This is a genomic window from Sphingomonas sp. SP3, assembly GCF_058514305.1.
This window is the reverse complement of the sequence record NZ_JBZSOE010000001.1, coordinates 1,155,547-1,178,604: the sequence shown is the minus strand read 5'-3', so window position 1 is coordinate 1,178,604 and position 23,058 is coordinate 1,155,547. Positions and strand designations below refer to the sequence as shown.

General features: G+C 64.3%; 24 protein-coding genes. 16 read left to right on the top strand and 8 right to left on the bottom strand.

Annotated elements, in window-relative coordinates; all coding sequences use genetic code 11:
* Positions 1–15: 15 nt before the first annotated feature.
* Together AC4K8G_RS06195 and AC4K8G_RS06190 are read right to left on the bottom strand one after the other, a co-directional pair.
* Positions 16–939: a bifunctional riboflavin kinase/FAD synthetase gene (locus tag AC4K8G_RS06195; protein ID WP_491733292.1), complete on the bottom strand. Its 924-nt coding sequence runs from the start codon at positions 937–939 to the stop codon at positions 16–18.
* Positions 940–950: 11 nt separating this feature from the next.
* A complete protein-coding gene (locus AC4K8G_RS06190) occupies positions 951–1,463 on the bottom strand; it encodes a DUF2127 domain-containing protein (protein ID WP_491733291.1) in 513 nt (170 codons plus the stop codon).
* A 159-nt stretch (positions 1,464–1,622) separates the two neighbouring features.
* On the opposite strand from AC4K8G_RS06190, the gene rpsM reads away from it, so the two are divergent.
* The 3 genes from rpsM (at position 1,623) to AC4K8G_RS06175 (ending at position 3,622) form a co-directional block, all read left to right on the top strand.
* On the top strand, positions 1,623–1,991 hold the full coding sequence (gene rpsM, locus AC4K8G_RS06185) for a 30S ribosomal protein S13 (RefSeq protein ID WP_491733290.1): 369 nt from the start codon (positions 1,623–1,625) through the stop codon (positions 1,989–1,991).
* Positions 1,992–2,055: 64 nt separating this feature from the next.
* Entirely contained in the window at positions 2,056–2,445 is a 390-nt protein-coding gene (gene rpsK / locus AC4K8G_RS06180) for a 30S ribosomal protein S11 (protein WP_241447108.1), read from the top strand.
* A 103-nt stretch (positions 2,446–2,548) separates the two neighbouring features.
* On the top strand, positions 2,549–3,622 hold the full coding sequence (locus AC4K8G_RS06175) for a DNA-directed RNA polymerase subunit alpha (protein ID WP_491733289.1): 1,074 nt from the start codon (positions 2,549–2,551) through the stop codon (positions 3,620–3,622).
* 70 nt (positions 3,623–3,692) lie between these two features.
* Here the strand turns inward: AC4K8G_RS06175 and AC4K8G_RS06170 are convergent, their stop codons facing one another.
* Entirely contained in the window at positions 3,693–4,667 is a 975-nt protein-coding gene (locus AC4K8G_RS06170) for a L,D-transpeptidase (RefSeq protein ID WP_491733288.1), read from the bottom strand.
* On the opposite strand from AC4K8G_RS06170, the gene AC4K8G_RS06165 reads away from it, so the two are divergent.
* Complete coding sequence (locus AC4K8G_RS06165; protein ID WP_491733287.1) at positions 4,666–5,661, top strand: cupin domain-containing protein; 996 nt, start codon at positions 4,666–4,668, stop codon at positions 5,659–5,661. The genes AC4K8G_RS06170 and AC4K8G_RS06165 overlap by 2 nt on opposite strands.
* Positions 5,662–5,725: 64 nt before the next feature.
* Here AC4K8G_RS06165 and AC4K8G_RS06160 read toward each other — a convergent pair whose 3' ends face one another.
* From AC4K8G_RS06160 to AC4K8G_RS06145, 4 genes are all read right to left on the bottom strand, one after another.
* A complete protein-coding gene (locus tag AC4K8G_RS06160) occupies positions 5,726–5,941 on the bottom strand; it encodes a hypothetical protein (RefSeq protein ID WP_491733286.1) in 216 nt (71 codons plus the stop codon).
* Between the two features lie 117 nt (positions 5,942–6,058).
* Positions 6,059–7,144 carry a hypothetical protein gene (locus tag AC4K8G_RS06155; protein ID WP_491733285.1) on the bottom strand — a complete coding sequence of 362 codons (1,086 nt, stop codon included), beginning with the start codon at positions 7,142–7,144 and terminating at the stop codon, positions 6,059–6,061.
* Positions 7,132–7,584 carry a hypothetical protein gene (locus AC4K8G_RS06150; protein WP_491733284.1) on the bottom strand — a complete coding sequence of 151 codons (453 nt, stop codon included), beginning with the start codon at positions 7,582–7,584 and terminating at the stop codon, positions 7,132–7,134. The genes AC4K8G_RS06155 and AC4K8G_RS06150 overlap by 13 nt, the downstream gene beginning before the upstream one ends.
* 38 nt (positions 7,585–7,622) lie before the next feature.
* Positions 7,623–8,432, bottom strand: coding sequence for a L,D-transpeptidase family protein (locus tag AC4K8G_RS06145; protein ID WP_491733283.1), 810 nt, complete (start codon positions 8,430–8,432; stop codon positions 7,623–7,625).
* Between the two features lie 186 nt (positions 8,433–8,618).
* Here AC4K8G_RS06145 and AC4K8G_RS06140 point away from each other — a divergent pair, with 186 nt between their 5' ends.
* The 6 genes from AC4K8G_RS06140 to AC4K8G_RS06115 all read left to right on the top strand — a co-directional run bounded on the left by AC4K8G_RS06140 (position 8,619) and on the right by AC4K8G_RS06115 (position 13,931).
* Complete coding sequence (locus AC4K8G_RS06140) at positions 8,619–9,632, top strand: sulfate ABC transporter substrate-binding protein (protein ID WP_491733282.1); 1,014 nt, start codon at positions 8,619–8,621, stop codon at positions 9,630–9,632.
* Positions 9,633–9,667: 35 nt separating this feature from the next.
* Entirely contained in the window at positions 9,668–11,128 is a 1,461-nt protein-coding gene (locus AC4K8G_RS06135) for a porin (RefSeq protein WP_491733281.1), read from the top strand.
* A gap of 113 nt (positions 11,129–11,241) precedes the next feature.
* Entirely contained in the window at positions 11,242–11,517 is a 276-nt protein-coding gene (locus AC4K8G_RS06130) for a DUF6356 family protein (protein ID WP_491733280.1), read from the top strand.
* An 11-nt stretch (positions 11,518–11,528) separates the two neighbouring features.
* Positions 11,529–12,380 carry a sulfate ABC transporter permease subunit CysT gene (gene cysT / locus AC4K8G_RS06125; protein ID WP_491733279.1) on the top strand — a complete coding sequence of 284 codons (852 nt, stop codon included), beginning with the start codon at positions 11,529–11,531 and terminating at the stop codon, positions 12,378–12,380.
* The gene (cysW, locus tag AC4K8G_RS06120) at positions 12,377–13,213 is read left to right on the top strand and encodes a sulfate ABC transporter permease subunit CysW (RefSeq protein ID WP_491733278.1); all 837 of its coding nucleotides are present in this window, start codon (positions 12,377–12,379) and stop codon (positions 13,211–13,213) included. Before cysT ends, cysW begins: the two co-directional genes overlap by 4 nt.
* 1 nt (position 13,214) lies before the next feature.
* Entirely contained in the window at positions 13,215–13,931 is a 717-nt protein-coding gene (locus AC4K8G_RS06115) for a sulfate/molybdate ABC transporter ATP-binding protein (protein ID WP_491733277.1), read from the top strand.
* Between the two features lie 4 nt (positions 13,932–13,935).
* On the opposite strand, the gene AC4K8G_RS06110 is transcribed toward AC4K8G_RS06115, so the two are convergent.
* On the bottom strand, positions 13,936–15,804 hold the full coding sequence (locus AC4K8G_RS06110; protein ID WP_491733276.1) for a glycoside hydrolase family 15 protein: 1,869 nt from the start codon (positions 15,802–15,804) through the stop codon (positions 13,936–13,938).
* A 111-nt stretch (positions 15,805–15,915) separates the two neighbouring features.
* On the opposite strand from AC4K8G_RS06110, the gene AC4K8G_RS06105 reads away from it, so the two are divergent.
* The 6 genes from AC4K8G_RS06105 to AC4K8G_RS06080 all read left to right on the top strand — a co-directional run bounded on the left by AC4K8G_RS06105 (position 15,916) and on the right by AC4K8G_RS06080 (position 23,051).
* Positions 15,916–17,403 carry an ATPase domain-containing protein gene (locus tag AC4K8G_RS06105; RefSeq protein ID WP_491733275.1) on the top strand — a complete coding sequence of 496 codons (1,488 nt, stop codon included), beginning with the start codon at positions 15,916–15,918 and terminating at the stop codon, positions 17,401–17,403.
* Between the two features lie 20 nt (positions 17,404–17,423).
* A complete protein-coding gene (locus tag AC4K8G_RS06100; RefSeq protein ID WP_491733274.1) occupies positions 17,424–19,082 on the top strand; it encodes an ATP-binding protein in 1,659 nt (552 codons plus the stop codon).
* Positions 19,083–19,238: 156 nt separating this feature from the next.
* On the top strand, positions 19,239–20,285 hold the full coding sequence (locus AC4K8G_RS06095) for a J domain-containing protein (RefSeq protein WP_491733273.1): 1,047 nt from the start codon (positions 19,239–19,241) through the stop codon (positions 20,283–20,285).
* Between the two features lie 99 nt (positions 20,286–20,384).
* Positions 20,385–22,073, top strand: a complete 1,689-nt coding sequence (locus AC4K8G_RS06090) for a hypothetical protein (protein WP_491733272.1) — start codon at positions 20,385–20,387, stop codon at positions 22,071–22,073.
* A gap of 121 nt (positions 22,074–22,194) precedes the next feature.
* A complete protein-coding gene (locus tag AC4K8G_RS06085) occupies positions 22,195–22,374 on the top strand; it encodes a hypothetical protein (RefSeq protein WP_491733271.1) in 180 nt (59 codons plus the stop codon).
* Positions 22,375–22,406: 32 nt separating this feature from the next.
* A complete protein-coding gene (locus tag AC4K8G_RS06080; RefSeq protein ID WP_491733270.1) occupies positions 22,407–23,051 on the top strand; it encodes an FABP family protein in 645 nt (214 codons plus the stop codon).
* Positions 23,052–23,058 lie beyond the last annotated feature (7 nt).

Here is a 23,058-nt window from a genome sequence, read left to right as displayed (position 1 = left end):
GCGCGATGCAAACCGCTAGGCGAGAATCTGGCGCGCCTTGGCTTCGTCGTCGCGCATGGCGGCGGTAAGCGCGTCGAGGCTGTCGAACTTCTTTTCTTCGCGGATGTAAGCGTGGAGCGCGATCTCCACCTGCCGGCCGTAAAGGTTGCCGTCGAAGTCGAAGATATGGGCCTCGAGCAGCTCCTGCGGGGGCGAGAAGGTCGGGCGGACGCCGAGGCTGGCGACGCCGGGATGCTCGCTGCCGTCATCCAGGGTCACGCGCACGGCGTAGATGCCGTACTTGGGCCGCTGGTAATCGGCGAGGTCGACGTTGGCGGTGGGATAGCCGAGGTCGCGGCCACGTGCGTCGCCGCGCTGGACGACGCCGGAAATCGCGTAATCGCGGGAGAGCATGTGGGTCGCGGTGGCGATGTCGCCGGCGATGAGCGCGTCGCGGATCCGGCCCGAGGAGATCCGCTCGCCCTCGAGCAGGACCTGCGGCACCGCTTCGGCGATGACGCCCTGACGCTCGCCGAGGCTCTTGAGCAAGGCGACGTCGCCGGTGCGGCCCTTGCCGAAGCTGAAATCGTCGCCGGTGACGACGCCGGCCGCATCGATGTCGCCCGCGAGGACCTGGGCGACAAACACGTCGGCGTCCATCGAGGCGAGGCTGGCGTTGAATTCGAACACCAGCATTGCGTCCGCGCCAGCATGCGCGAACAGCGCCTGCCGCTGGTCGAGCGTGGTCAGCCGGAACGGCGGAAGGTCGGGCTTGAAGTGGGTGACCGGGTGCGGGTCGAAGGTCGCCACGATCACGGGGCGCCGCTCATGGAAGCCGCGCGCGATGGCCCTGCTCACCACCGCCTGGTGGCCGAGGTGGAAGCCGTCGAAATTGCCGAGCGCGACGATGCTTCCCTTCAAGTCGTCGGGAATGCCGTCGGCGAGGATCAGGCGCTGCATGGGCTTTGCGCTTAGTGGGTGGGCAGGTGTTTCCGCAACAGCCGGTACTCGTGGACCGCGAGATAGATCACGAAGGCGTCGAAGATCGACAGCAGGATGAGGCCGACGTCGTGGGTGAAGGTGAAGCGGTAGAGCTGGTAGGCGATGAAGCCGCCGAACACCGCGAAGCTTGCCGGATAGGCCCACAGCTTTTGGCGCAGCAGGCCGATCACCAGCACGCTTTTGATCACGCCGTGGCTGAGGAGGTAGAAGGCGTAGAAATGGTGCTCCTCGACCGAGAAGTGGCGGCCGAACTTCAGCACCTGGAGCGCGACCCAGTCGTTCGGGTCCTCGGTCAGCTCGCCCTGGCTGAAAGTGTTGATCCAGCCGAGGATGGTCGCGGTGCTGGTGAGGTAGAGCGCGAGTCCGCCGGCGATTTCGATCAGCGCGTGGATGCCCTTGAAAAGCACGCTGACGACGAAGATCTGGTGTATCCGCTTTTCCTGCACGCGCGTGTGAACGCCCGGGTGCAAAGCAAAGGTCAAGGGTCGCTTGACTCAGTGCCTCCGCATTCCTATCTGCATTCTATCCCGATCAACCGGTTTCCGGCGGCGCATCCGTGCGCGCGTCGGTTTTTCGTTTTTTCCGGGGTGCTAGCGACGAGATAGGGCATTTCGCCCTGTGGAGCTGAAGAAGGGTAAAGAATGGCTCGTATCGCCGGGGTCAACATCCCCACCAACAAGCGCGTGGAAATCGCGCTGACCTACATCCACGGAATCGGCCGCACCACGGCCAAGCAGATCACGCAGAAGCTCGGCATCGCGCCGGAAAAGCGTGTCCAGGACCTGACCGACCAGGAAGTTCTCCACATCCGCGAGGAAATCGACCGCGACCACCAGGTCGAGGGCGACCTTCGCCGCGAGACGTCGATGAACATCAAGCGGCTGATGGACCTCGCCTGCTATCGTGGCCTCCGCCACCGCCGGGGCCTGCCGGTGCGCGGCCAGCGCACGCACACCAATGCGCGCACCCGCAAGGGCAAGGCCAAGCCGATCGCCGGCAAGAAGAAGTAACCGCTTCTTCGCCCAGCTGCCCGGCACCGCCGGGAGATACGGATTTAGGATTTAGGACGAACCAATGGCTCAAGCACCGCAGCGCCTCCGCAGGCGCGAACGCAAGAACATCACCGCCGGCGTCGCCCATGTGAACGCCAGCTTCAACAATACGATGATCACGATCACCGACGCGCAGGGCAATGCGATTGCCTGGAGCTCGGCCGGGATGATGGGCTTCAAGGGCAGCCGCAAGTCGACGCCTTATGCCGCCCAGGTCGCCGCCGAGGATGCCGGCAAGAAGGCCGCGGAACATGGCGTCCGCACCCTCGAGGTCGAGGTCAAGGGCCCCGGCTCGGGCCGCGAAAGCGCGCTCCGCGCCCTCCAGGCGGTCGGCTTTACGATCACCTCGATCCGCGACGTGACGCCGATCCCGCACAACGGGGTCCGGCCGTCGAAGCGGCGCAGGGTCTAACCGGGCGTCTAACAGTTTCGGCCGAAGTGGTACTTCAGCCGAGGCTAGAAAAAACAGGTTTTAACAAGGGGTTGAACCGACCCCGCACTGCCAAGGGATGAACATGGCCGTCAACGCAAAGAACTGGCAGGAACTCAAGAAGCCCAACAGCCTCGAGAAGAAGGTCGGTGGAAGCGACTCGCGCCGCCGCGCCGTCTTCGTCGCCGAACCGCTCGAGCGCGGTTTCGGAATGACGCTCGGCAACTCGCTCCGCCGGGTGCTGCTGAGCTCGCTCCAGGGCGCCGCCGTCACCTCGATCAAGATCGACGGCGTGCTTCATGAGTTCTCTTCGCTAGCGGGCGTCCGCGAGGACGTGACCGACATCGTGCTCAACGTGAAGCAGATCGCGCTCAAGATGGAAGGCGAAGGGCCCAAGCGGCTCCACCTTTCGGCCACCGGCCCGGCCGACGTCACGGCCGGCATGATCGCCACCGCGGGCGACATCGAGGTCACCAACCCCGACCTTTTGATCTGCCACCTCGACGAGGGCGCGAACCTCAACATGGAGCTGATGGTCGATGTCGGCAAAGGCTACCAGCCGGCCGCCGCCAACCGGCCGGCCGACGCGCCGATCGGCCTCATTCCGGTCGACGCGCTTTACTCGCCCGTCCGCCAGGTCGCCTACAAGGTCGAGAACACCCGCGTCGGACAGGAGCTCGATTACGACAAGCTCACGCTGACGATCGAGACCGACGGCACCGTCGCCCCTGAAGACGCGCTCGCTTATGCCGCGCGGATCCTCCAGGACCAGCTGCAGCTGTTCGTCCACTTCGACGACAGCCAGGTGCGCATGGCGCCGTCGCCGATGATCGGCCAGGCGATGCCGATGGCCGCCGAGCAGGTCGCGACCGACACCAACCAGCTCAACCGTTACCTCCTCAAGAAGGTCGACGAGCTGGAGCTTTCGGTGCGCAGCGCCAACTGCCTGAAGAACGATAACATCATCTACATCGGCGACCTCGTCCAGAAGACCGAGGCCGAGATGCTCCGCACGCCGAACTTCGGCCGGAAGAGCCTGAACGAGATCAAGGAAGTGCTTGCGAGCATGGGCCTTCGCCTCGGCATGGACATCCCCGGCTGGCCGCCCGAGAATATCGAGGAAATGGCCAAGAAGCTTGAGCAGGAAATGCTGGGCTAAAGACTTTCGCTCAAAGTGGTACTTTGAGCGAGTTCAGAACAAGGAAGGGCCGCTCGGAAACGGGCGGCCCTTATTTCCTTGCCTTGCTGTCCCCATCGATCACAGTGACGGGCACTGCGAGGGCGCCACTCACTAAAGAATCGGACGTTACGACAATCGTTGTGCCCGGCCGGACGATCGAAGCCACCTCCTGCTTGAATGCCTCAGGCGCGTGAAACTGGCCCCATTCATCGTGTGAGACCGGATCGCCAGCAGCATTGGTTGAAAGAAGCGGCACCCAGATCCAGTGCTGACCAGCAGAATCGACGTCGCGAAGCGTGTAAGCCCAAGTCCCGTCGACAGCCCGGTCAATAACTACCGGCGCGGAGCCAATCTCCACGCCATTGCGCAACACAACGGCCTTCTTATCCGCGCCGCTAACGACAATAGACAGTGGCCCTTGCGGGGCCTTCTCTGGATTCCAGACAAAGCCACCGTCGATGCTGGCTCGATCGTTCACTGTGTCGGCGACGATCTGCGGCGTAGGAGCCAGGCGAGGCGTTGCTCGGCCTTGGCTGATTACGACTGTCATTCCAACGCTTGTTTCGCCGTAGAGCAGCTTTGCGAAACCCTTCGGCAGCCGAATGCAGCCGTGAGATGCCGGGTATCCGGGCAGATTGCCCGCGTGAAGCGCGACACCGTACCACGTCAATCGCTGCATATAGGGCATCGGTGCGCTGTCGTACTTCGATGAATAATGCTCGACCTGCTTCTGGAGCACTGTGAAAATGCCAGTGGGCGTAGTGTGGCCCGGTTTGCCCGTCGAGACGGTCGATGCCCCGATTGGAACGCCATTGCGGAAGAGCAGTGCGCGCTGAGTCGACAGGTTGACGATTAATAGCATGGGGCCTTGCGGTGCGACTTGCGGCGCCCAGACATACTGACCGGGCTTCAGCCCCGTGACCGTTGAAACTATCGAGCCTCGGCCGATTTCAACTTGCTGCCCAGCAGCAAGATTCCCTGTGAGAAGGGTGAGGAACGCAATCGTCCTGATCGTGGCGTGCATGACCGCCAATCGCTATATCAGGTCTAGCGTCAATCCGCGCGGCAATGCGCTAGTCGGACGGGAGGCGAGCGTGGAACACCCAGCGATCAGAATTCTCAGTTCCCGGCGAATCATGGCCATCTCGACGGTTCGACCTGATGGATGGCCCCAAACCACGGTCGTCGGCTACGCGAACCGCGGCTTTGACATCTACTTTCTGATCTTTCGCGCGAGCCAGAAGCTCGCGAATATCGAGAAGGACGACCGCATCTCGATCGCTATCGCGGAGGAACCAAAGGAGCTCGGAGAACTACAGGCCATTTACGCCGGCGCTCACGTTAGCGAGATCTCTGATCCGAAAGGCCGAGAGGATGCTTGGCGACTCCTGATGGAGCGCCATGCCAATCTGGCCGGCTTCCAGATTCCCGATGCAGGCGAGGCGGCATTCATGCACGCCAGGTGCAAATACGTGTCTATGCTCGACTACACGCAGGGACCTGGGCACCGTGAACAACTAATCATCGATGAGCAGGGGACGGTAGTCGATGCCGGGACAGAGAAGGACGAGTGGACCTTAGCCGGGCACAACGCAACGAAAGGCAAAGCCACGACAGCAACCGTGAAGGGTTATTGCGAGGATATCGAGAATCGTACGATCAAAAACGATGCCTTTCGCCGCGTCTTATACACCGGCAAAAATATCCAGCTCGTGTTGATGACACTTCAGGCCGGCGAGGAAATCGGCGAGGAAGTGCATCAGGACCGAGACCAGTTCTTCCGCATCGAGGACGGCGAAGGCGCAGTCTTCATCAACGGCGCGGAAAATGCGGTCAGCGACAATTTCGCAGTGATCGTGCCCGCCGGTGCGCGGCATAATGTCCGCAACACGGGGGCTGGCCCCCTCCGGCTTTACACCCTCTATGCGCCTCCTGAGCATCTCGACGGACTGATCGAGAATTCGCGCGCGGACGCGATGGCAATTCACGAGGAATGGGACGGTAAGACGACCGAATGAGCGCTGAGAGGGGACCGAAAGGCGAAGCTGACGGTCCTGTCGCCGCCCGCGCCGAGGAATTAGCTTATTGTTTCTCGCCTTCGGGGAGCATGAAGTAGCCGTCACTTTCGACAGCGGCGATGATCTCGGCTGAATCAGCGCCGATACGCGGACCATCGGTTGCCTCAATCTCGATCGGGCCGAACTCTTTCCAGCCCCTTCCCACCTTTGGGAGCTTGCCGGGATCTGAAGCCACGGCCACGCGGCGCCCACCTTCTTCCACGTATTTGACGAACTTCATAAAGCCTCCTGTTCGGGCGCGCGATATTGGAGAGCTGTGTCCAGGGTTCAACTGCGTTAGGGTATGAGCGGAAGTAGGTGACGCGGGGCAAATGACGTAACGTCGATCGGGCCGCCCCTAGTTGGGCTGCCCGGTATTGCGCTCGAGCATCGCGGCCCAGCGCTGGAGCGTCGCATCGGGCACTTCGGGAAAGCCGTTATAATCCTGCCACAGCTCGATCGAGCTGGCGCCCAGCGCGACGCCTTTTGCAATCGTCCCTTCGAAGTCGGCCGGGTTTTCACGGAATGTCTGGAATTCGATTTCCGGACCGAGGTTCGTCATCTCCGCATAGAGCGGCAGCACCGCCCGCGGCGGCGTCGCGTCGAGATCGTGGTTGTCGAGCACGCAGCGCGCGCCGATCGCCTGGCGGCACGCGCGCATGACGCCGATCGTGAACTGCGCGTCGCCCATCGGCGCGCCGCCGGTTCCGTAGAAAGGGTTCACCGCAAGCACGATGCGCGTCCGCTTCCACGGCGCATAGTCGGCGACGCCCTGTTGCAGGCACCCCCGGTTCGCCGCGTCGCTGTAGCCCGCGGCCTGCAGCGGGCCCATGACCGACGCGTCGTTGGTCGGGAGAAAGAACGGCTCCGCGGTGTAGGACATGCAGCCCGTCATCGCGACCTCGCGGATGAGCGGCCGGTCGTCATATTTGGCGGCGAGCATCGCCTGCAGCTTGGCCCAGGCGCGGCGATACTCGGGGCTCCAGAAGCGGCCGATCGTTCGCGCCTTGCCGTTGTGGACCGTCTCGATCGCCGGGCCGCCTAGCTGCTTGGCCCAGTCGGGCGCTTCGAAGCCGCCCCAGATGCGGAGCTTCACCCCGAGCGGCTTGGCGGGATTCTGAGCGTTGTAGGCGCGCACCTCGGCCAAAGCCTGGTCGATCGGGTTGCCGTCCGCGAGCGTCGAGGTCGGCGTGGGCTGTAGCTGCTGCCACGTGGCGACGATGACGATGCCGCCGAAGATGCCGGGCTTCGCGTTCAGCTGGTCGAGCGTGTTCACCGGGTCGCCGCCCTGTCCCACGAACTTGTACGCGCCCATCGAGATGAGCCCGCGAAGCGGCGGCTTCACCGGATCGTCGGCGCGGGCAGGAACGCTCGCGGCGGCGAGGGCGAGACAGATGACAGCGGCGGCGGCGCGCCGGAACGGCAGCGGGCTCAGGCGGTGCACGCCTTGCGCATCGTATCCAGCGCCACGGCGATGCCGCGCGCGGTCTCCTCATCCCTGGCGGTAAAGCCCATGATGATGTTCGGCTCTCCGGCGACCTTGTAACCGACGCGGGTCCCGTTCTGCCCGATCGCCGAGACGCCGGAGAAATCGAGCACGAAGTTCTGCCGAGCCGGCGCATCATGATGGTCGCCGAAATCGGAATAGACCTTCACGAACGGAGCGCCGGTCCTCAGCTCGCACATGTCCTTGAACTTAGCGCGGTCGAGCGGCGCCTCACGCCATCCGTTCTGCCAGGCGTCGAACGTCTTTACGTTCGGCAGGGTGCGGACGAGATAGTCCATTGCCGCGGCGGGCGTTTGGGTGGCGCCGGGCATCGGCGCGGCGGCGGGCGCGGCAGCTGGTGGGGCCAGGACCGACATGAAAAGGAATGCGACAAGCATGGGAACCTCCCTGTGCGACATTCGGAACGCTAGTCCCGCTAGAACAGCGACGCCAGCTTCATCTGGTCGTGCGCGTCGAGGTAGCTGATGGTGATCGGCACCGGCTGCGGCAGGAGCACATGCGCTTCGGGCGCGGCGGCGGCGGGCGGTTCCTTGCCGAGCAGCCATTTCGCCAGCTTCTCCGCGTGCTCGAGCCGGACGCAGCCGTGGCTGAGGTTGCGCTGGTCCTGCGCGAACAGCTCCTTCTTCGGCGTGTCGTGGAGGTAGATGCCGTCGCCGTCGGGCAGGTCGAACTTGAAGCGCCCGAGCGAATTGGCGGGGCCGGGCTGCTGGCGGACAAGGATTTCCTGCTGGCCTGCGGCGACCGCCTTCCAGTCGACCGCGTCGGGCGGGATGACCTCTCCGCCCGCGCCGAACTTCGACACCACTTCATAGCCGCGCTGCGTGAGGTAGCTGTTGCCGTCCTGGAGGACGCGCGCGGCGATCAGGGTGCGGGTGAGGTCGCCGGTGACGTGCCAGTAAGGATTCAGCGTCTCGTAGTTGATGACGCTCTTAAGCTCCGGCGTCGGAGTCTCAGGCTTGCCGACGATGACCTTCATCGAATCGAGGACTCGGCCGTCCTCCATCATGTACAGTCGCGCGGAAGCTGCATCGACCAGCACGTAGCGGCCGCGGAGCGGGATCTGCGCGTTGGGCAAAGTGTCGACGTAAAGCTGTGGCGTGATGCTGCCGGCGACCGGCCCGAGCGCGGGATAGAAGCGCGCGAGCGTGTAGGCGCCAGCGACCAGCGCAAAGCTTGCGGCGGCCGCGATCGCATATTTGCGGCGTTGTATGGCGTTCGTGCTCATCGGTGCTGCCCCCGTTGAGCGCGTAAAGTAGGCTAAAAGGCGCAAAAGCGCGAATCGGCGTGGACCCGGCAGCCCGATGAAGCGTCGTCCAGTCGCCATGAATTTGCGACGAGTTGAGCTAATCTCCTATTCCCTACTAGAGAACTAGGGATTAGCCGTAGGCCGACTGAAACAGGGAGTCGGACGATGAAGTTTGTGACGAAGATCGGGATCGCAGCCGTGCTTGCAGGCAGCACGATCCTCGCCGCGTCGGCAGCGAGCGCGGCCACCGAATTGCTCAACGTATCCTACGATCCGACGCGCGAGCTCTACCAGCAGGTCGATGCCGCCTTCGCCAAGCGCTGGCAGGCCAGCACCAAGCAGTCGGTCACGGTCAAGCAGAGCCATGGCGGGTCGGGCAAGCAGGCCCGCGCGGTGATCGACGGGCTGCCGGCCGACGTCGTCACCTTGGCGCTCGGATATGACGTCGATGCGATTGCGAAGAAGGGGCTGATCAGCCCGGGCTGGCAGAAGCGGCTGCCCAACAACAGCACGCCTTATTATTCGACGATCGTACTGCTGGTCCGGCACGGCAATCCGAAGAACATCAAGGATTGGGACGACCTGATTCGGCCGGGCGTGAAGGTCATCACCCCCAACCCGAAGACCAGTGGCGGCGCGCGCTGGAACTATCTCGCGGCGTGGGGCTACGCCCAGAAGAAATACGGTTCGCCGCAGCAGGCGAAGCTGTTCATGGCCAAGCTGTTCCGCAACGTGCCGGTGCTCGACAGCGGCGCACGCGGCGCGACGACGACCTTCGTCGAGCGCGGCCAGGGCGACGTGCTAATCGCGTGGGAGAACGAGGCGCTGCTCGCGACCAACAAGCTTGGCCGCGGCAAGTTCGACATCGTCGTGCCCTCGGTCTCGATCCTCGCCGAACCGCCGGTCGCGGTGGTCGACAAGGTGGTCGACAAGAAGGGCACGCGGGCGGCCGCCGAGGCTTACCTCAAGTATCTCTACACGCCGGAGGCGCAGGAGATCATCGCGCGCAATTACTTCCGCCCGCGCAACGCCGCGGTCGCGGCCAAGTACAAGCGCCAGTTCCGCAACCTGCCCCTGTTCACGATCGACCGGAACTTCGGCGGCTGGACCAAGGCGCAGGCGTTGCACTTCAACGACGGCGGATTGTTCGACCAGGAATTCGAGGCGGCCAAGCGCTGACCGGCGCCGGCAGCTAAAGCAAAAGGAACAAGCACATGCGTATCCTGCTTCTCGCGGGCGCCTCGACGCTCGCCCTCGCAACCCCGGCATTCGCCCAGGCCAGCGACAGCCCGCCGACGACTGACCAGGCGGAAGATTCGGGACTGGACACCCTCGTCCCGGCGGATGAAGCGCCAGCCCAGGCGGCGGCAAAACCGACGGGCGATCCCGTGCTCGACCGCCTGAATGCGCTCGAAGCGCGGATCAGCCAGCTGGAGACCGAGAACGCCGAGCTCCGGCAGCAGGGCGAGCTCAACGAGGGACGGCTGGAGACAGTCGAGACCCGCGCGGCGAAGAACGCGCAGTTCGGCTGGGCGCCGACCATCTCCGACCCCGCGGGCGACTTCACGTTCAAGCCGCGCGGCGTGATCGAGGTCGATGCCGGCGTCTTCAGCGAGCGCGAAGGCGGTTACAAATACAGCGACGGCACGCAGCTGCGCCGCGCCCGCCTCGGCTTCGAAGGCACGGCGTTCAAATGGTTCAACTATCGCGCCGAAGTCGACTTCGCCGGCAATGCAGTGAACATCACCGACCTCTATCTTCAGTATACCAAGATCCCGAAGACGGTGATCACGATCGGCCAGCACAAGGCGCCGTTCGGGCTCGAGTCCAACAATAGCGACAATTACAACACGTTCCTGGAACGCGGCATGTTCACCAACGCGTTCGGCAATGCCGGAGCGGAGCGACGCATCGGCATTTCCGCGGCCTATGCCCCCAAGGAGAATGTCAACATTGCCGGCGGCATCTTCGGCGACAATGAGAGCATCAGCCGCGGCAGCGGTGCGGCGCCCGGCGAAAGCTGGGGCGTCAACGGCCGCGCGACGTGGGAGCCGGTGTTCGACACGGGCAAGATCATCCACCTCGGCATTTCGGGCTATTATCGCGACCGCCTGAAGTCGGGCGATACGCCAGACGCGGTGCGCCTCAATGACCGGCCCAACATCCGCATCGACGGCGGCAACATCGCCGACAGCGGCGTCATCACCAACACGCACTCGCTGCGCTATGCCGGGGTCGAAGCGGCGGGGGTCTTCGGGCCGCTGACTATCGCCGGCGAAGCAGGGCGCCTGTGGCTCGACCGCTTCAACGCCAGCAACGAGCGTTTCACCGGCTATTACGGCTATGCGTCCTATTTCCTGACCGGCGAAACGCGCCCGTTCAAGAGCGGCAACTTCGACCGCGTGCGGCCATTCAAGGACGTCGGGAACGGAGGCCTGGGAGCGTTCGAAGTCGCCCTTCGCTACGACCATATCGACCTGTCGAATACGCCGGTCCTGGCGCGCGCGGAGAATGAGGCATCGAGCATCACCGCCGGCCTCAACTGGTATTTCAATCCGTACGCCAAGCTGATGTTCAACTGGGTTCGGTTCGACGGTGACAATACGCCGCTCGACCCGGTCGGATCCAAAACCAAAGGCGACGCTTTCGCGACCCGCCTCCACCTCGACTTTTAGAGTTCGTGATGCCCAGCGTTATTGCCCGTCGCGAGCGCCACTCCCCGCCGCCCGGGTTCGGCCTTTCGCTGGGCATCACGAAGCCAGTTGCATCCTTCGCCAAGGGACCTGCCATGATCGAGCACAGCAAACGCCACCTGTCGGCCGCCGGCGAAAACTACTTCGAGCATCTGGGCGCTGCCCTCGGCATTTCAGCGACCCTGGCTCGGGCCAGCATCTGCTGCGCGCTGCATGCCATCCTGCCGAGCCTGTGTACCCGGTCGGCGAGCCGATCGATTGCCGAACTGCACCAAAAGCTGCAAAGGCGCGGCGCCGCGGCGTCCGACCGACGCGGAACATTTTTCAGCGACGGCCGCTTCGCGGGCGCCGGAGAGGAGAGAGGGCCATAGCCTCAGCACCAATGGCTGACGTCGCCATGCTCGGCGCGCGCGGAGCGCGCGGCCGTTCGCCCCTTCCCGGGCTAGGGCTCTCGCTCGGCATCACGATCCTGTGGCTCTCCCTAATTGTGCTTATTCCGCTCGCTGCCGTCTTCGTGAAGAGCGGCAGCCAGGGTTGGCACGGCTTTTGGGACGCAGCGGCGTCCCCGCGAGCGCTGGCCGCTTACAAGATATCGTTCGGCGCGGCGGCCATCGCCGCGTCGATCAACTGTGTCTTCGGCCTGCTAGTTGCCTGGGTGCTGGTGCGATACCGGTTCCCGGGACGGCGATTGCTGAGCGCCTTCATCGACCTGCCGTTCGCGCTCCCGACTGCGGTCGCCGGGATCGCGCTGACCGCGCTTTATGCCGACACCGGGATCATCGGGCGCTTCCTCGAGCCGGCCGGCGTCCCGATCGCCTATCGTCCCGCGGGAATCATCGTCGCGCTGACCTTCATCGGCCTGCCGTTCGTGGTGCGCACGGTCGAGCCGGTGCTGGTCAATGCGTCGAGCGAGATCGAGGAGGCCGCGCTGACGCTTGGCGCGACGCGCCTGCAGACGTTCGGCCGGGTCATCCTCCCCGGCATCGCGCCGGCGCTGGCGACCGGTTTCGCGCTCGCCTTCGCGCGCGGCGCTGGCGAATATGGGTCCGTCATCTTCATTGCCGGCAACGTGCCGTTCAAATCGGAGATCGCGCCGTTACTGATCATCACCCAGCTCGAGGAATATAATTATGCCGGCGCAGCGGCGATTGCCTGCGTCATGCTGCTTATCTCCTTCGCGGTGCTGTTCCTCCTGAACCTGCTGCAGCATTGGCAACAAAAGAGGGGCACATGAGCGCCGCAGGCCTTCGTGAACCCCTGGCAGCGCGCGCAGCGCTGATCGTCATCGCGGTGGCCTATGTCGCGCTGATGCTCCTCCTGCCGCTCGGCGCCGTGCTGTTCGAAGCCTTGCGCGGCGGCTGGAACGCCTGGTGGTCCGCGGTCACCGACACCGACGCGCGCGAATCGATCAAGCTGACCCTGATCGTCGCCGCCATTTCGGTACCGCTGAATACAATCTTCGGGATCGCCGCGGCATGGGCCATCGCCAAGTTCGACTTTCGCGGGAAGGCCGCGCTGATTGCGCTGATCGAGCTGCCCTTTTCGGTGTCGCCAGTCGTATCGGGCTTGGTGTTCGTGCTGCTGTTCGGCGCGCAGGGCTGGTTCGGCCCATGGCTCCAGGAGCATGACATCCGGATCATCTTCGCGCTGCCCGGTTTGGTCCTCGCGACCCTATTCGTCACCTTCCCGTTCGTCGCCCGCCAGCTCGTTCCATTGATGGCCAGCCAGGGGCGCGCCGACGAAGAAGCCGCGCTAACGTTGGGCGCATCGGGCTGGCAGACCTTCTGGCGCGTTACCCTGCCCAATATCCGCTTCGGGCTTCTCTACGGCGTCCTGCTGTGCAACGCCCGGGCCATGGGGGAGTTTGGAGCGGTCAGCGTCGTTTCCGGTCACATTCGCGGCGAGACCAACACCATGCCGCTGCAAGTTGAGGCACTTTACAATGACTACGACTTTGTCGCCGCCTTCGCCGTTGCGTCGCTCCTCACCCTCCTCGCCATCGTCACCCTCATCCTCAAAACCCTCCTCGAGTGGCGACACCGAGGCGAGCTCGCGGCGCGGCACTGACATGTCGGTCAAGGTCGAGCACGTTTCGAAAAGCTTCTCCGCCTATCCGGCGCTGAATGACGTTTCACTGACGATCCGCGATGGCGAGTTCGTCGCGCTGCTTGGACCTTCGGGGTCCGGCAAGACCACCCTGCTGCGGATCATCGCCGGGCTGGAAGTGCCCGAACGGGGCAAGATCCTGTTCGGCAATCGCGACGTCACCGGCGACAAGCCGGCATCGCGCGGGATCGGGTTCGTATTCCAGCATTATGCCTTGTTTGGTCACATGACGGTGGCGAAGAACATCGCGTTCGGGCTGGAGGTCATGCGCGGCAGTGCGCGGCCGGCACGGCAAGCGATCGACGCCCGCGTGAATGAGCTGCTCGAGCTGGTGCAGTTGCCGGGGCTGGGGGCGCGCTACCCGAGCCAGTTATCAGGCGGCCAGCGCCAGCGCGTCGCGCTTGCCCGCGCGCTCGCACGCAACCCGCGCCTGTTGCTGCTCGACGAGCCATTCGGGGCGCTCGACGCGAAGGTGCGCCGCGAGCTTCGCGTCGCACTTCGGGCCATCCACGACGAGCTTGGGCTGACCTCGATCTTCGTCACTCACGACCAGGAAGAAGCGTTCGCGCTGGCCGACCGGGTGGCGATCCTCAACCGCGGGCAGATCGAACAATTCGCCGCGCCGCAGGAAATCCGCCGGGCGCCGGCCAGCTCGTTCGTCAGGAGTTTCCTCGAATAGAGCGCTAGCGCTCGAGCAGGGTCAGGATGAAGGCACTAGGGCCGTAGCCGACCATCGGGATGGCGCCGGTCGGGTCGCCGATCGCGCCGGGGAATAATTCGCACGGCAGCGCGACATACATTTCCGGGATGATGTTGTGATCGGCTGCCGACTTCGCGACGATCCGGGCGAGCATCGCGTCGGCGGTAGCCGTGCGGCCGAGGCGGCTGTTGAGCTCCGACAATGCGAAGTCGACGAACAGGAATTCCTGCCGCTCGTACCAATATTCGAAGATCTTGGGGTCGGTGTAGTTGCTGGTGACGCGCCGGTAGCCGCCCGAGACGACCTTTAGCTTTTCCATGCGTTCGACCGTATCGCGGATCACGGCGGGGTCGCGAACCAGCCCGAAATTGATGATCGGCAGCAGCGCGCCGTCGATGTCGTTCTTTTCAAACGGTTCGAGCGTGCCGCGCAGCTTGCCGTCGCGGATGAAGGCGGCGTCGAAGCCCTTTTGGAAGGCGGCGGCGTCGGCGAGCGCTTCGGCGCGGGCGGGTTGGTCGCCGGCCTTGGCGGCGAAGTCGGCGAAGGCTTGCAGGCCCATGATCGCCATCGCGGTCGAGAATGCGAAATGCTTGGCGTCGGGCTGATGCTCTTCCCAGATCGAGGTGTCGGCAGCCATGATCCGCCCGCCGCCATAAGGCTCGCTGTTGGCTAGGAGGGGGGCGACGATGAAGTCGCGCGCACTGTCGTAGAGGGGACCACGGTAAGTCGCGGCGCGAAGCAAAGCAGGGTCGTCGTAGCGCTTCAGATATTGCCCGACCGCCCACAGGACCTCGCCCCAATTGTCATATTCGATGTTGGTCGCGCCCTCCTGGGTGAAGAAGGGCTCCTCCGACCCGTCGCCCCAGTAGCGGACGACCGAGACCTGATAGTCGACGTTCCTCACCTCACGCCGCATTTTGCCGGTCGGGCGGGCGTTGAAATAAGCGAGCAGCGCGGCGCGCGCCTCGGCCTGGTGGCCCATGCGGGCGAGCGCGACGGTGGCCCAAGCCATGTCCCGTACCCACGGCGTGGAGTAGACGTCGGGCAGGGCGGCGACGATCAGGCCATTTCCGTAGCGCCCGGGACGGTTGGGTTCGCGGCTCTGGGCGATGCGCAGCATGGTTTCGCTCTGCCGCCACAAGTGGCGTTCCTGCGGCGAGGCGAATTTGACGGACGGCGGGACCCGCCAGCGCTCGAACCGCGCGAGTTCGCGGGCGGTTAGCGCATCCGGCGAAAGACCGGCGCGCCACGTCGCGAGATCGCGAAGCGCGGCGCGGGCATCGGCGGCGCGGTCGAGCGCGATCAGCGCCCAGGCACGGCTACCGGCGAGCGGCTGCGCTGCTGAGCCTTTGCGAACGGGAGAGAGTGGCACGAGCAGCAAAGGCTCGTCGATGCCGGCGAAGCGCAGGAGCGTCGCATCACCGATTGAACGGCGCGACCGGATCGGCTTGGTCCACGCGACGCGCCAGCTTGCACTGGTGTCGATGATCAGCGCCGGACGCTCGAGCCCGAACGGCATGAAGAAGGTCGCGGTCGTCTTGCCGCTGCGCGCTCGGATCACCTGCGAGTCCGCGACATAGTTGGCGCTGATCGGGCCGGCGGGCGCGAAAGCGAGCACCTTGATGAAGTTCGGAGTCTCGATCCCCTCGCCAAGCGAATTGGCCGGGTCGGGCCGCATGTAACTGTGCGGATGGGAGAGGAAGCTGGTGGCGATCCCGCGCTCGGGTGCAACGACGGCAAAACCGTGTCCGTTGCCGGTCACGAGGTGCGATGCGGCGGCCGGGACGCTGATCAAAATGCCCAGCGGGACGAGCAGGCGAAACGCGGCCTTGAAGATCGATTCGAGCATCATGAACGTTAGGCGCGACCGCGCTCCGAGTTGCAACCGTTTCGACAGTTCAACGTTGCCATCCTCAAACCGAAATAGGGCGGTTCTGCCGCCCGGAATGAAACGGACGGAACGATGGACAAACCCGAAAAGGCAGGGACCGGCGTCCCGGGCCTCGATGACATATTAGCGGGCGGCCTGCAGCGCGGGCGCGTCTATTTGATCGAAGGCAGCCCGGGCACGGGCAAGACGACGATCGCGACCCAATTCCTGCGGGCGGGCGTAGAAGCCGGTGAACGCGGGCTCTACATCACCTTGTCCGAGACGGAGGAGGAGCTGCGCGAGAGCGCACGGTCGCACGGCTGGGAATTGGAAAAGCCGATTTCGGTGTTCGAGCTGATGCCGCCAGAGAGCCTGCTCGACGAAGATCAGCAGCAAAGCCTGCTCTATTCCTCCGACCTGGAGCTGGGCGAAACGACCAAGCGGATCTTCGAGGCGATCGAAGAGGCCAAGCCGCAGCGCATCATCGTCGATAGCCTGTCCGAGATCCGTCTGCTGGCGCAGAGTTCGTTGCGGTACCGGCGGCAGGTTCTCGCACTTAAGCATTACTTCGCGCGCAACGGCGCTACGGTCATCATGCTCGACGACCTGACCAGCGACAGCCACGACAAGACTGTGCACAGCGTCGCTCACGGCGTGCTCAGGCTGGAAGAACTGGCGCCCGATTACGGGTCGGACCGGCGGCGGATGCGCGTAATCAAATATCGTGGGCAGAACTTCCGCGGCGGCTATCACGACATGATCATCAAGACCGGCGGCGTGGAGGTTTTTCCGCGACTGGTTTCCGGCGAGCATAAGACCGACTTCGAGCGCGAAACGCTTAAGTCGCACTCTGCCGAGCTCAACACCCTGCTTGGGGGCGGCGTCGAGCGCGGATCGAGCACGTTGGTGCTCGGCCCGGCCGGCACCGGCAAGTCGCTGCTCACGCTGTCGTTCGCGATTCAAGCGATCTCACGCGGCGAGAAGGCGGCAATGTTCGTGTTCGACGAAGATCTCGGCCTATTGTTCGAGCGCGCGAAGGGCCTCGGTTTCGATCTCGCCGGGCTCGCCGAAAGGGGCGACCTGATCATTGAGCAAATCGATGCCGCGGAACTCGCGCCGGGCGAATTCGCGCAACGGGTCCGCAAGTGCGTCGAGGATCATCAGGCGAGGACCGTCATCATCGACAGCCTCAACGGCTATCAGGCCGCGATGCCCGAGGAGAAGCAGCTGATCCTGCACATGCACGAGCTTCTGCAGTTCCTGAACCGGCAGGGCGCGAGCACCTTCCTGACCGTCGCCCAGCATGGGCTGGTCGGCGACATGAAGGCTCCAGTCGATGTAACCTATCTTGCCGACACCGTGATCCTGCTCCGCTACTTCGAAGCGATGGGCCGAGTCCGCCGCGCGATTTCTGTCATCAAGAAGCGGACCAGCGCGCACGAAGACACGATCCGCGAGTATCGGATCGGGGAGAATGGAATCACCCTCGGAGAACCGCTTACAAACTTCCAGGGCGTACTTCGCGGCGTTCCTGAGATGATCGGGATCGACGAGGCGCTGATGGAGGCGAAAAGCAGGTGACGGCCCCTAAAGGGTCCGAGATGGCGCTTATCCTGGCGCCGGTTGGCAGAGATGCGGCCATTGCGGCCGGCATGCTCAAGGAATCGGCGATCTCGGCGCTCATCTGCCCCGACCTCGATTGCCTGGCCGAGGAACTGACCCACGAGGTCGGTTTCGTGCTGGTTACCGAAGAAGCATTGGCCGGCCGCGACCTGCGGTCAGTTGCGAGCTGGATCGACGGTCAGCCGGAATGGTCGGATTTGCCGTTCGTGCTGCTGACCCATCGCGGCGGCGGGCTCGAGCGCAATCCCGAGGCCGGGCGTTTCCTCGACGCGCTTGGCAACGTCACTTTCCTTGAGCGGCCATTTCATCCCACCACCCTAGTCAGCCTAGCGCGGGCGGCGCTTCGCGCCCGGCGGAGGCAATATGACGCGCGGGCGCGGCTCAAGGAGCTACAGGAAAGGGAAGACCAGCTCCGTACAGCCAACGAGACGCTCGAGGCGCGCGTTGACGAGCGGACCCGCGAGCATGAGCTTGCACTGGCCAAGCTGCACGAGGCGCAGAAGCTCGAAACGCTGGGCCAACTGACGGGCGGAGTTGCGCACGACTTCAATAATCTGCTGACCCCGGTGATCGGCAATCTGGACCTGATCCGCAGGCGACTTTCGCCCGACGACAAGTCGCACCGGTTGATCGATGCCGCGCTGCAGGCAGCGAGCCGTGCCTCAACCCTGGTGCAACGTCTCCTTGCCTTCGCCCGGCGCCAGGACCTCCGGCCACGAGCGGTCAATATCTCCTCACTGCTGGACGGCATGACCGACCTCATTCGTCGTTCACTCGATCCGTCGATCGACGTCGAAATCTCGCATCCCGACGACCTCCCGGCGGCGAAGGTCGATCCTAACCAGCTAGAGCTCGCGATCCTCAACCTCGCCATCAACGCACGCGACGCAATGCCGCGCGGGGGCAAGCTGAAGATCAAGGCTCATCCGTGCACTACCACTGAGCGCGGAAGGATCGAGCCCGGCGAGTATGTCTGCATCGTCGTCGAGGACACCGGTACGGGGATGGACCGTCAAACCCTAGAGCGGGCGGTCGAACCGTTCTTTTCGACCAAGGGCGTTGGCAAGGGCACCGGCCTGGGCCTGTCGATGGTTCACGGCCTTGCCGCTCAGCTCGGCGGAATGCTCGACATCAGCAGTGCGCCCGGATCCGGAACGAGGGCCGAGATATGGCTACCGGTAGCGACCGAGGCGGTTGCCGCAGAAGATACTGAACCGCCTGCCCTGATCGTGGCCCGCCGGCACGCGACGATCCTGCTGGTGGACGATGAGGAATTGGTCCGCACCGGCACGTGTGAGATCTTATCCGACCTTGGCTACGAAGTGATTGAGGCAACATCCGGTGCTGAGGCGCTAAGGATCCTGCGCTCGGGCGATGTCCCCGACCTGCTGGTTACGGATTATTTGATGCCGGGCATGAACGGAGTCGAACTCGTCGAGCAGGCGAAAGTCTTGGCGCCTGCCATGAAGGCGCTGTTGATTACTGGCTATTCGACGATCGCCGAAGGGCCTGGAGCGGCGCTGCCGAGATTGGCCAAGCCGTTCCGCCAGGCCGACCTTGCCGAGCGGGTCGCCAAGCTCCTCGATAGCGACGCTGCCACGAACGTCCTGCAATTTTCGAGCGATCGGGCCGGCTGAACCTTCGCCGCCCGTTAACTAAGCATTTGTCCGCTCCGCGTTGCCGACCAGTCGGCTGAATCCTGCGGCGAAGCGGCTGGAACTAGGACGAAAAGAAGTGGAGCCTCCGTGGCTTAGGAGTCGCGTGTGCGGGCACGCGGCGTGGGGGATAAGAGAATGGCCACGGCAGTCACTGCGCGGCGCAACCATTATGACGTTCTGGGGCTCACCCCGAGCGCGACCATGGCCGAGATCGGCGCCGCGTTCGGCCGAGAGATTCTCCTATCGCGGACGCGGGCGTTCGGTGCGCTCGCCGAAGTCAGCATCGCCTATGAGGCGCTTCGCGACCCCGTGCGGCGCAAGGCGTATGACCAGTCGATCGGCGTCAACCAGCCGCCGCCACCGGTCGTCACGCCGACCGCGGTAAGCTTCCGCAGCTCCGCCCATTTCGTCACCGCGCCGGCGGAGCCCAAGGCGGACCCGCTGCCGCCGCGCGAAGAGCCCAAGGACGAGGTGCGGACAGCGTCCTTCATTGCTGCATCGCTGCGCCGACCCGATCCTTCCCCCCTGGCGGAGCCTGCACCCACGGTGCGGCTCCGCCGCCCCATGCCGGAAATCACCGAAGCCGATATCGAGGAACAGGGATTCGATTGGCGCCGACCCGCGGTCGCAGGGAGCCTTGTCATCGCTGCTGTCGCGCTGTTCGGCGCCTGGGCCGGGGTTCAGGCAGGCAATGACGCTGAAGATGGCGCCGGTACGGCGGTGACCGTGCCCGTCCCGGGCGCAAAGGCGAAACCAATTGCGGCCGCCCAATCGGATCCTGAGGCCGATCCGACGAGCACGCCGGCGATCGCTTTCACGCCGCAACCGAGACCGCGCTCGGTCGCTCGGAAGACGGCACCCACCGAACCCAGAGTCGCTGAGCAGGTTGCAGTCCATCGCCAAGCGCCGACCGGCCCGTTCGAAGAAATCGCTGCGGCGCAGGCGGTGGAAGCTGCGCCTGCGCTGACCGACGCGCCGGCAGAAACGACGCAGGCCAGCATGCCGCTGTCGCACGCGGCGATTGCGCGAACCATTGCCCGGATCGGCTACCGCTGCGGATCGGTCGCTTCGACCAGCCAGATTCTGGGCAAGATGTTCAAGGTCACCTGCACCTCGGGCGACAGCTATCGCGCGTCGCCGGTCAACGGACGCTATCGCTTCAAGCGTTTGAGCAGCCAGTAGATTTCAGCAAATCCGAAAGCCGGATGAGTTTTTAAACTGAACTCATTTCCATCGCCCGTGCACTACCCCCCTCGGGGCCGGAACACGGAGATTTGAAAAATGAGCTTCAGTGCGAAATTTCTCGCGCGTGCCAAATTGCTTTCGTTCAGCGGAGGCGTGGGTAACGAGAGCCTCGTCATCGGCCGCGATACGGACGGTCATATTCTCGCCGACGGCGGCGCGACCATCATTCGCGGCGGCACCCCGGCCCTCGACAACACCTCGCTGATCGAAGCGCATGGCGGCAACGGCAACGACACGATCAGGCTCGACGAAACCAACGGGCCACTCCCGGCGGCGCATTTGTTCGGCGGCAACGGCGACGATATCCTGACCGGCGGCAGCGGCAACGACACGCTGTCCGGCGATAATGGCAACGATACGTTGACCGGCGGCGCGGGCGCGAACCTGCTGACCGGCGGCAACGGCAACGACGTGCTGATCGGCGGCGCCGGCACCGACCAGTTGCTCGGGGGCGCGGGCGACGACCAGCTGATCTGGAATCCGGGCGACGGTTCTGATGTGTTCGAAGGTGGCGCGGGTCTGGACACCGCGATCGTCAACGGCGGCGCGGTCGACGAGAGTTTCACGCTTGCCGCCAACAACGGCCGCCTCGACTTCGAGCGTCTTGGCGCAAGCCCGTTCTCGATCGACATCGGCACGACCGAGAAGCTCGTCGCCAACCTCGGCGACGGCAACGACAACTTCTCGGCCAGCGGCGACCTTGCAAACCTCGTCAGGCTGACCGTCGACGGCGGGGCCGGCAACGACACGATCCACGGCTCCAACGGCGACGACAGCTTGTTCGGCGGTACGGGCGATGACTCGCTGTTTGGCGGAGACGGGAACGACACGATCACCGGCGGCGCTGGCGTCGACCACTTCTTCGGTGAAGCCGGCGACGACACTTTGATCTGGAACCCCGGCGATGGGTCCGACGTGTTCGAAGGCGGCGATGGCATCGACACCGCAGTCGTCAACGGCGGCGGAGTCGACGAAGTCTACACGGTCGCCGCAGTCAACGGGCGCGTCGACCTCGAGCGGACAAGCCCCGGGCCATTCTCGATCGACATCGGCACAAGCGAGAAGCTGGTCGTCAACCTGGCCGGCGGGAACGATACGTTCAGCGCCAGCGGCGACCTTGGCAGTCTGATCTCGCTAACTGTCGACGGCGGCGCGGGCAACGACACGATCAACGGCGGCAATGGCGCCGACATTCTGTTCGGCGGCGACGGCAATGACGTGATCGACGGCAATGGCGGGCTCGACACGGCTTTCCTCGGCGCCGGCAACGACGTGTTCATCTGGGATCCGGGCGACGGCAGCGACAACGTCGATGGCGGCGCGGGATCGGACGAGATGCTGTTCAACGGTACGGCCGGAGCGGAGAGCTTCACGTTGTCTGCGGGCGGCGACGGCCTGCTGTTCACCCGCGTCCAAGGAAATATCGTCATGGACATGACCGGCGTCGAGAAAGTCACGCTCAACGCGCTCGGCGGCGCGGACGTGATCAACGTCAATAATCCGACCGGTAGCGGGCTTACCACCTTCGAGGTCCATCTTGGCGTGAACGGAGTCGGCGATGGCGCCGCCGACACGATCAACATCAACGATGTCGGCGTGTCTGTCGTCAACAACGGCAACGGTGATTTGTCGATCACGGATGCCGCGGGCGCGGTGATTCACGTCACCGGATTCGAGGCCAATCTCGACCAGCTCGTTATCAACGGAACCGTGTTCGGCTTCTGAGTAATACGCTTTGAGCCGGTCGGTCATCCAATCGCCAGTTTGAGGGAAGGGCCGCCCAATCGCCCCCGGGCGGCCCTATTTCGTGACCTGTGCTATGACGCCGGAGTGAGGGGGGCACGACATGAGCGAACGGTTCGAACGGCATCGCCAGCCGTGGCGGCAGGACGAGATCCAGCGGCTTCACCAGCTGGCGGGGAAGGGCATGTCGCTGAAAGCGATCTCCAAGGCGCTGGTGCGCAGCGAGGAATCGATCAAGGACCGCGCCAAGGCCGACCGGCTGAAGATCGTAAAGCTGCGCTAGCGAGCCGAAGCGCCGCCGCCTACATGGTCGGCATGGCGACATATCCCGAAGACATTTTTACGGAGCCGGCCGAGGTCGATCCCGACACGCTGGCGAACCTCGGCCCGCTCCGGCGGCTCGCCGGCGGATGGCGGTCGGCGGACGGCGTCGACCTGAACCCCAAGGCCGATGGCCCCGAGCGCCGCGAATATATCGAGCATATCCTGATGGAGCCGATCGACCCGCAGCCCAACGGGCCGCAGCTGTTCTATGGGCTTCGCTACCACATCCATATCAACACGCCGGAAGAGGAAATCACCTTCCACGACCAGACCGGTTACTGGCTGTGGGAGCCGGCGACCGGCCTTATCATCCAGACCCTGTCGATCCCCCGTGGCCAGGTCGCGATCGCCGGCGGGAAGGCGAAGCCAGACGATGATGTGCTGGTGGTGACCGCGGAGCGGGGATCGACCGAATATGGCATTTGCTCGACCGGCTTCCTCGAGCATGCTTTCCGTACCGATCGCTACCAGCTGACGGTGACGTTCCATCCCGACGGGAGCTGGAGCTACGTGTCCGAAACCACGCTCGAGGTGCGCGGGCAGGGGCCGTTCACCCACAAGGACGTCAACCGGCTGGTGCGGATCGCCGAGCCCAAGCCCAACCCGCTGATGCTGATCGAGGCGGCAAGAAAATAATTCAACC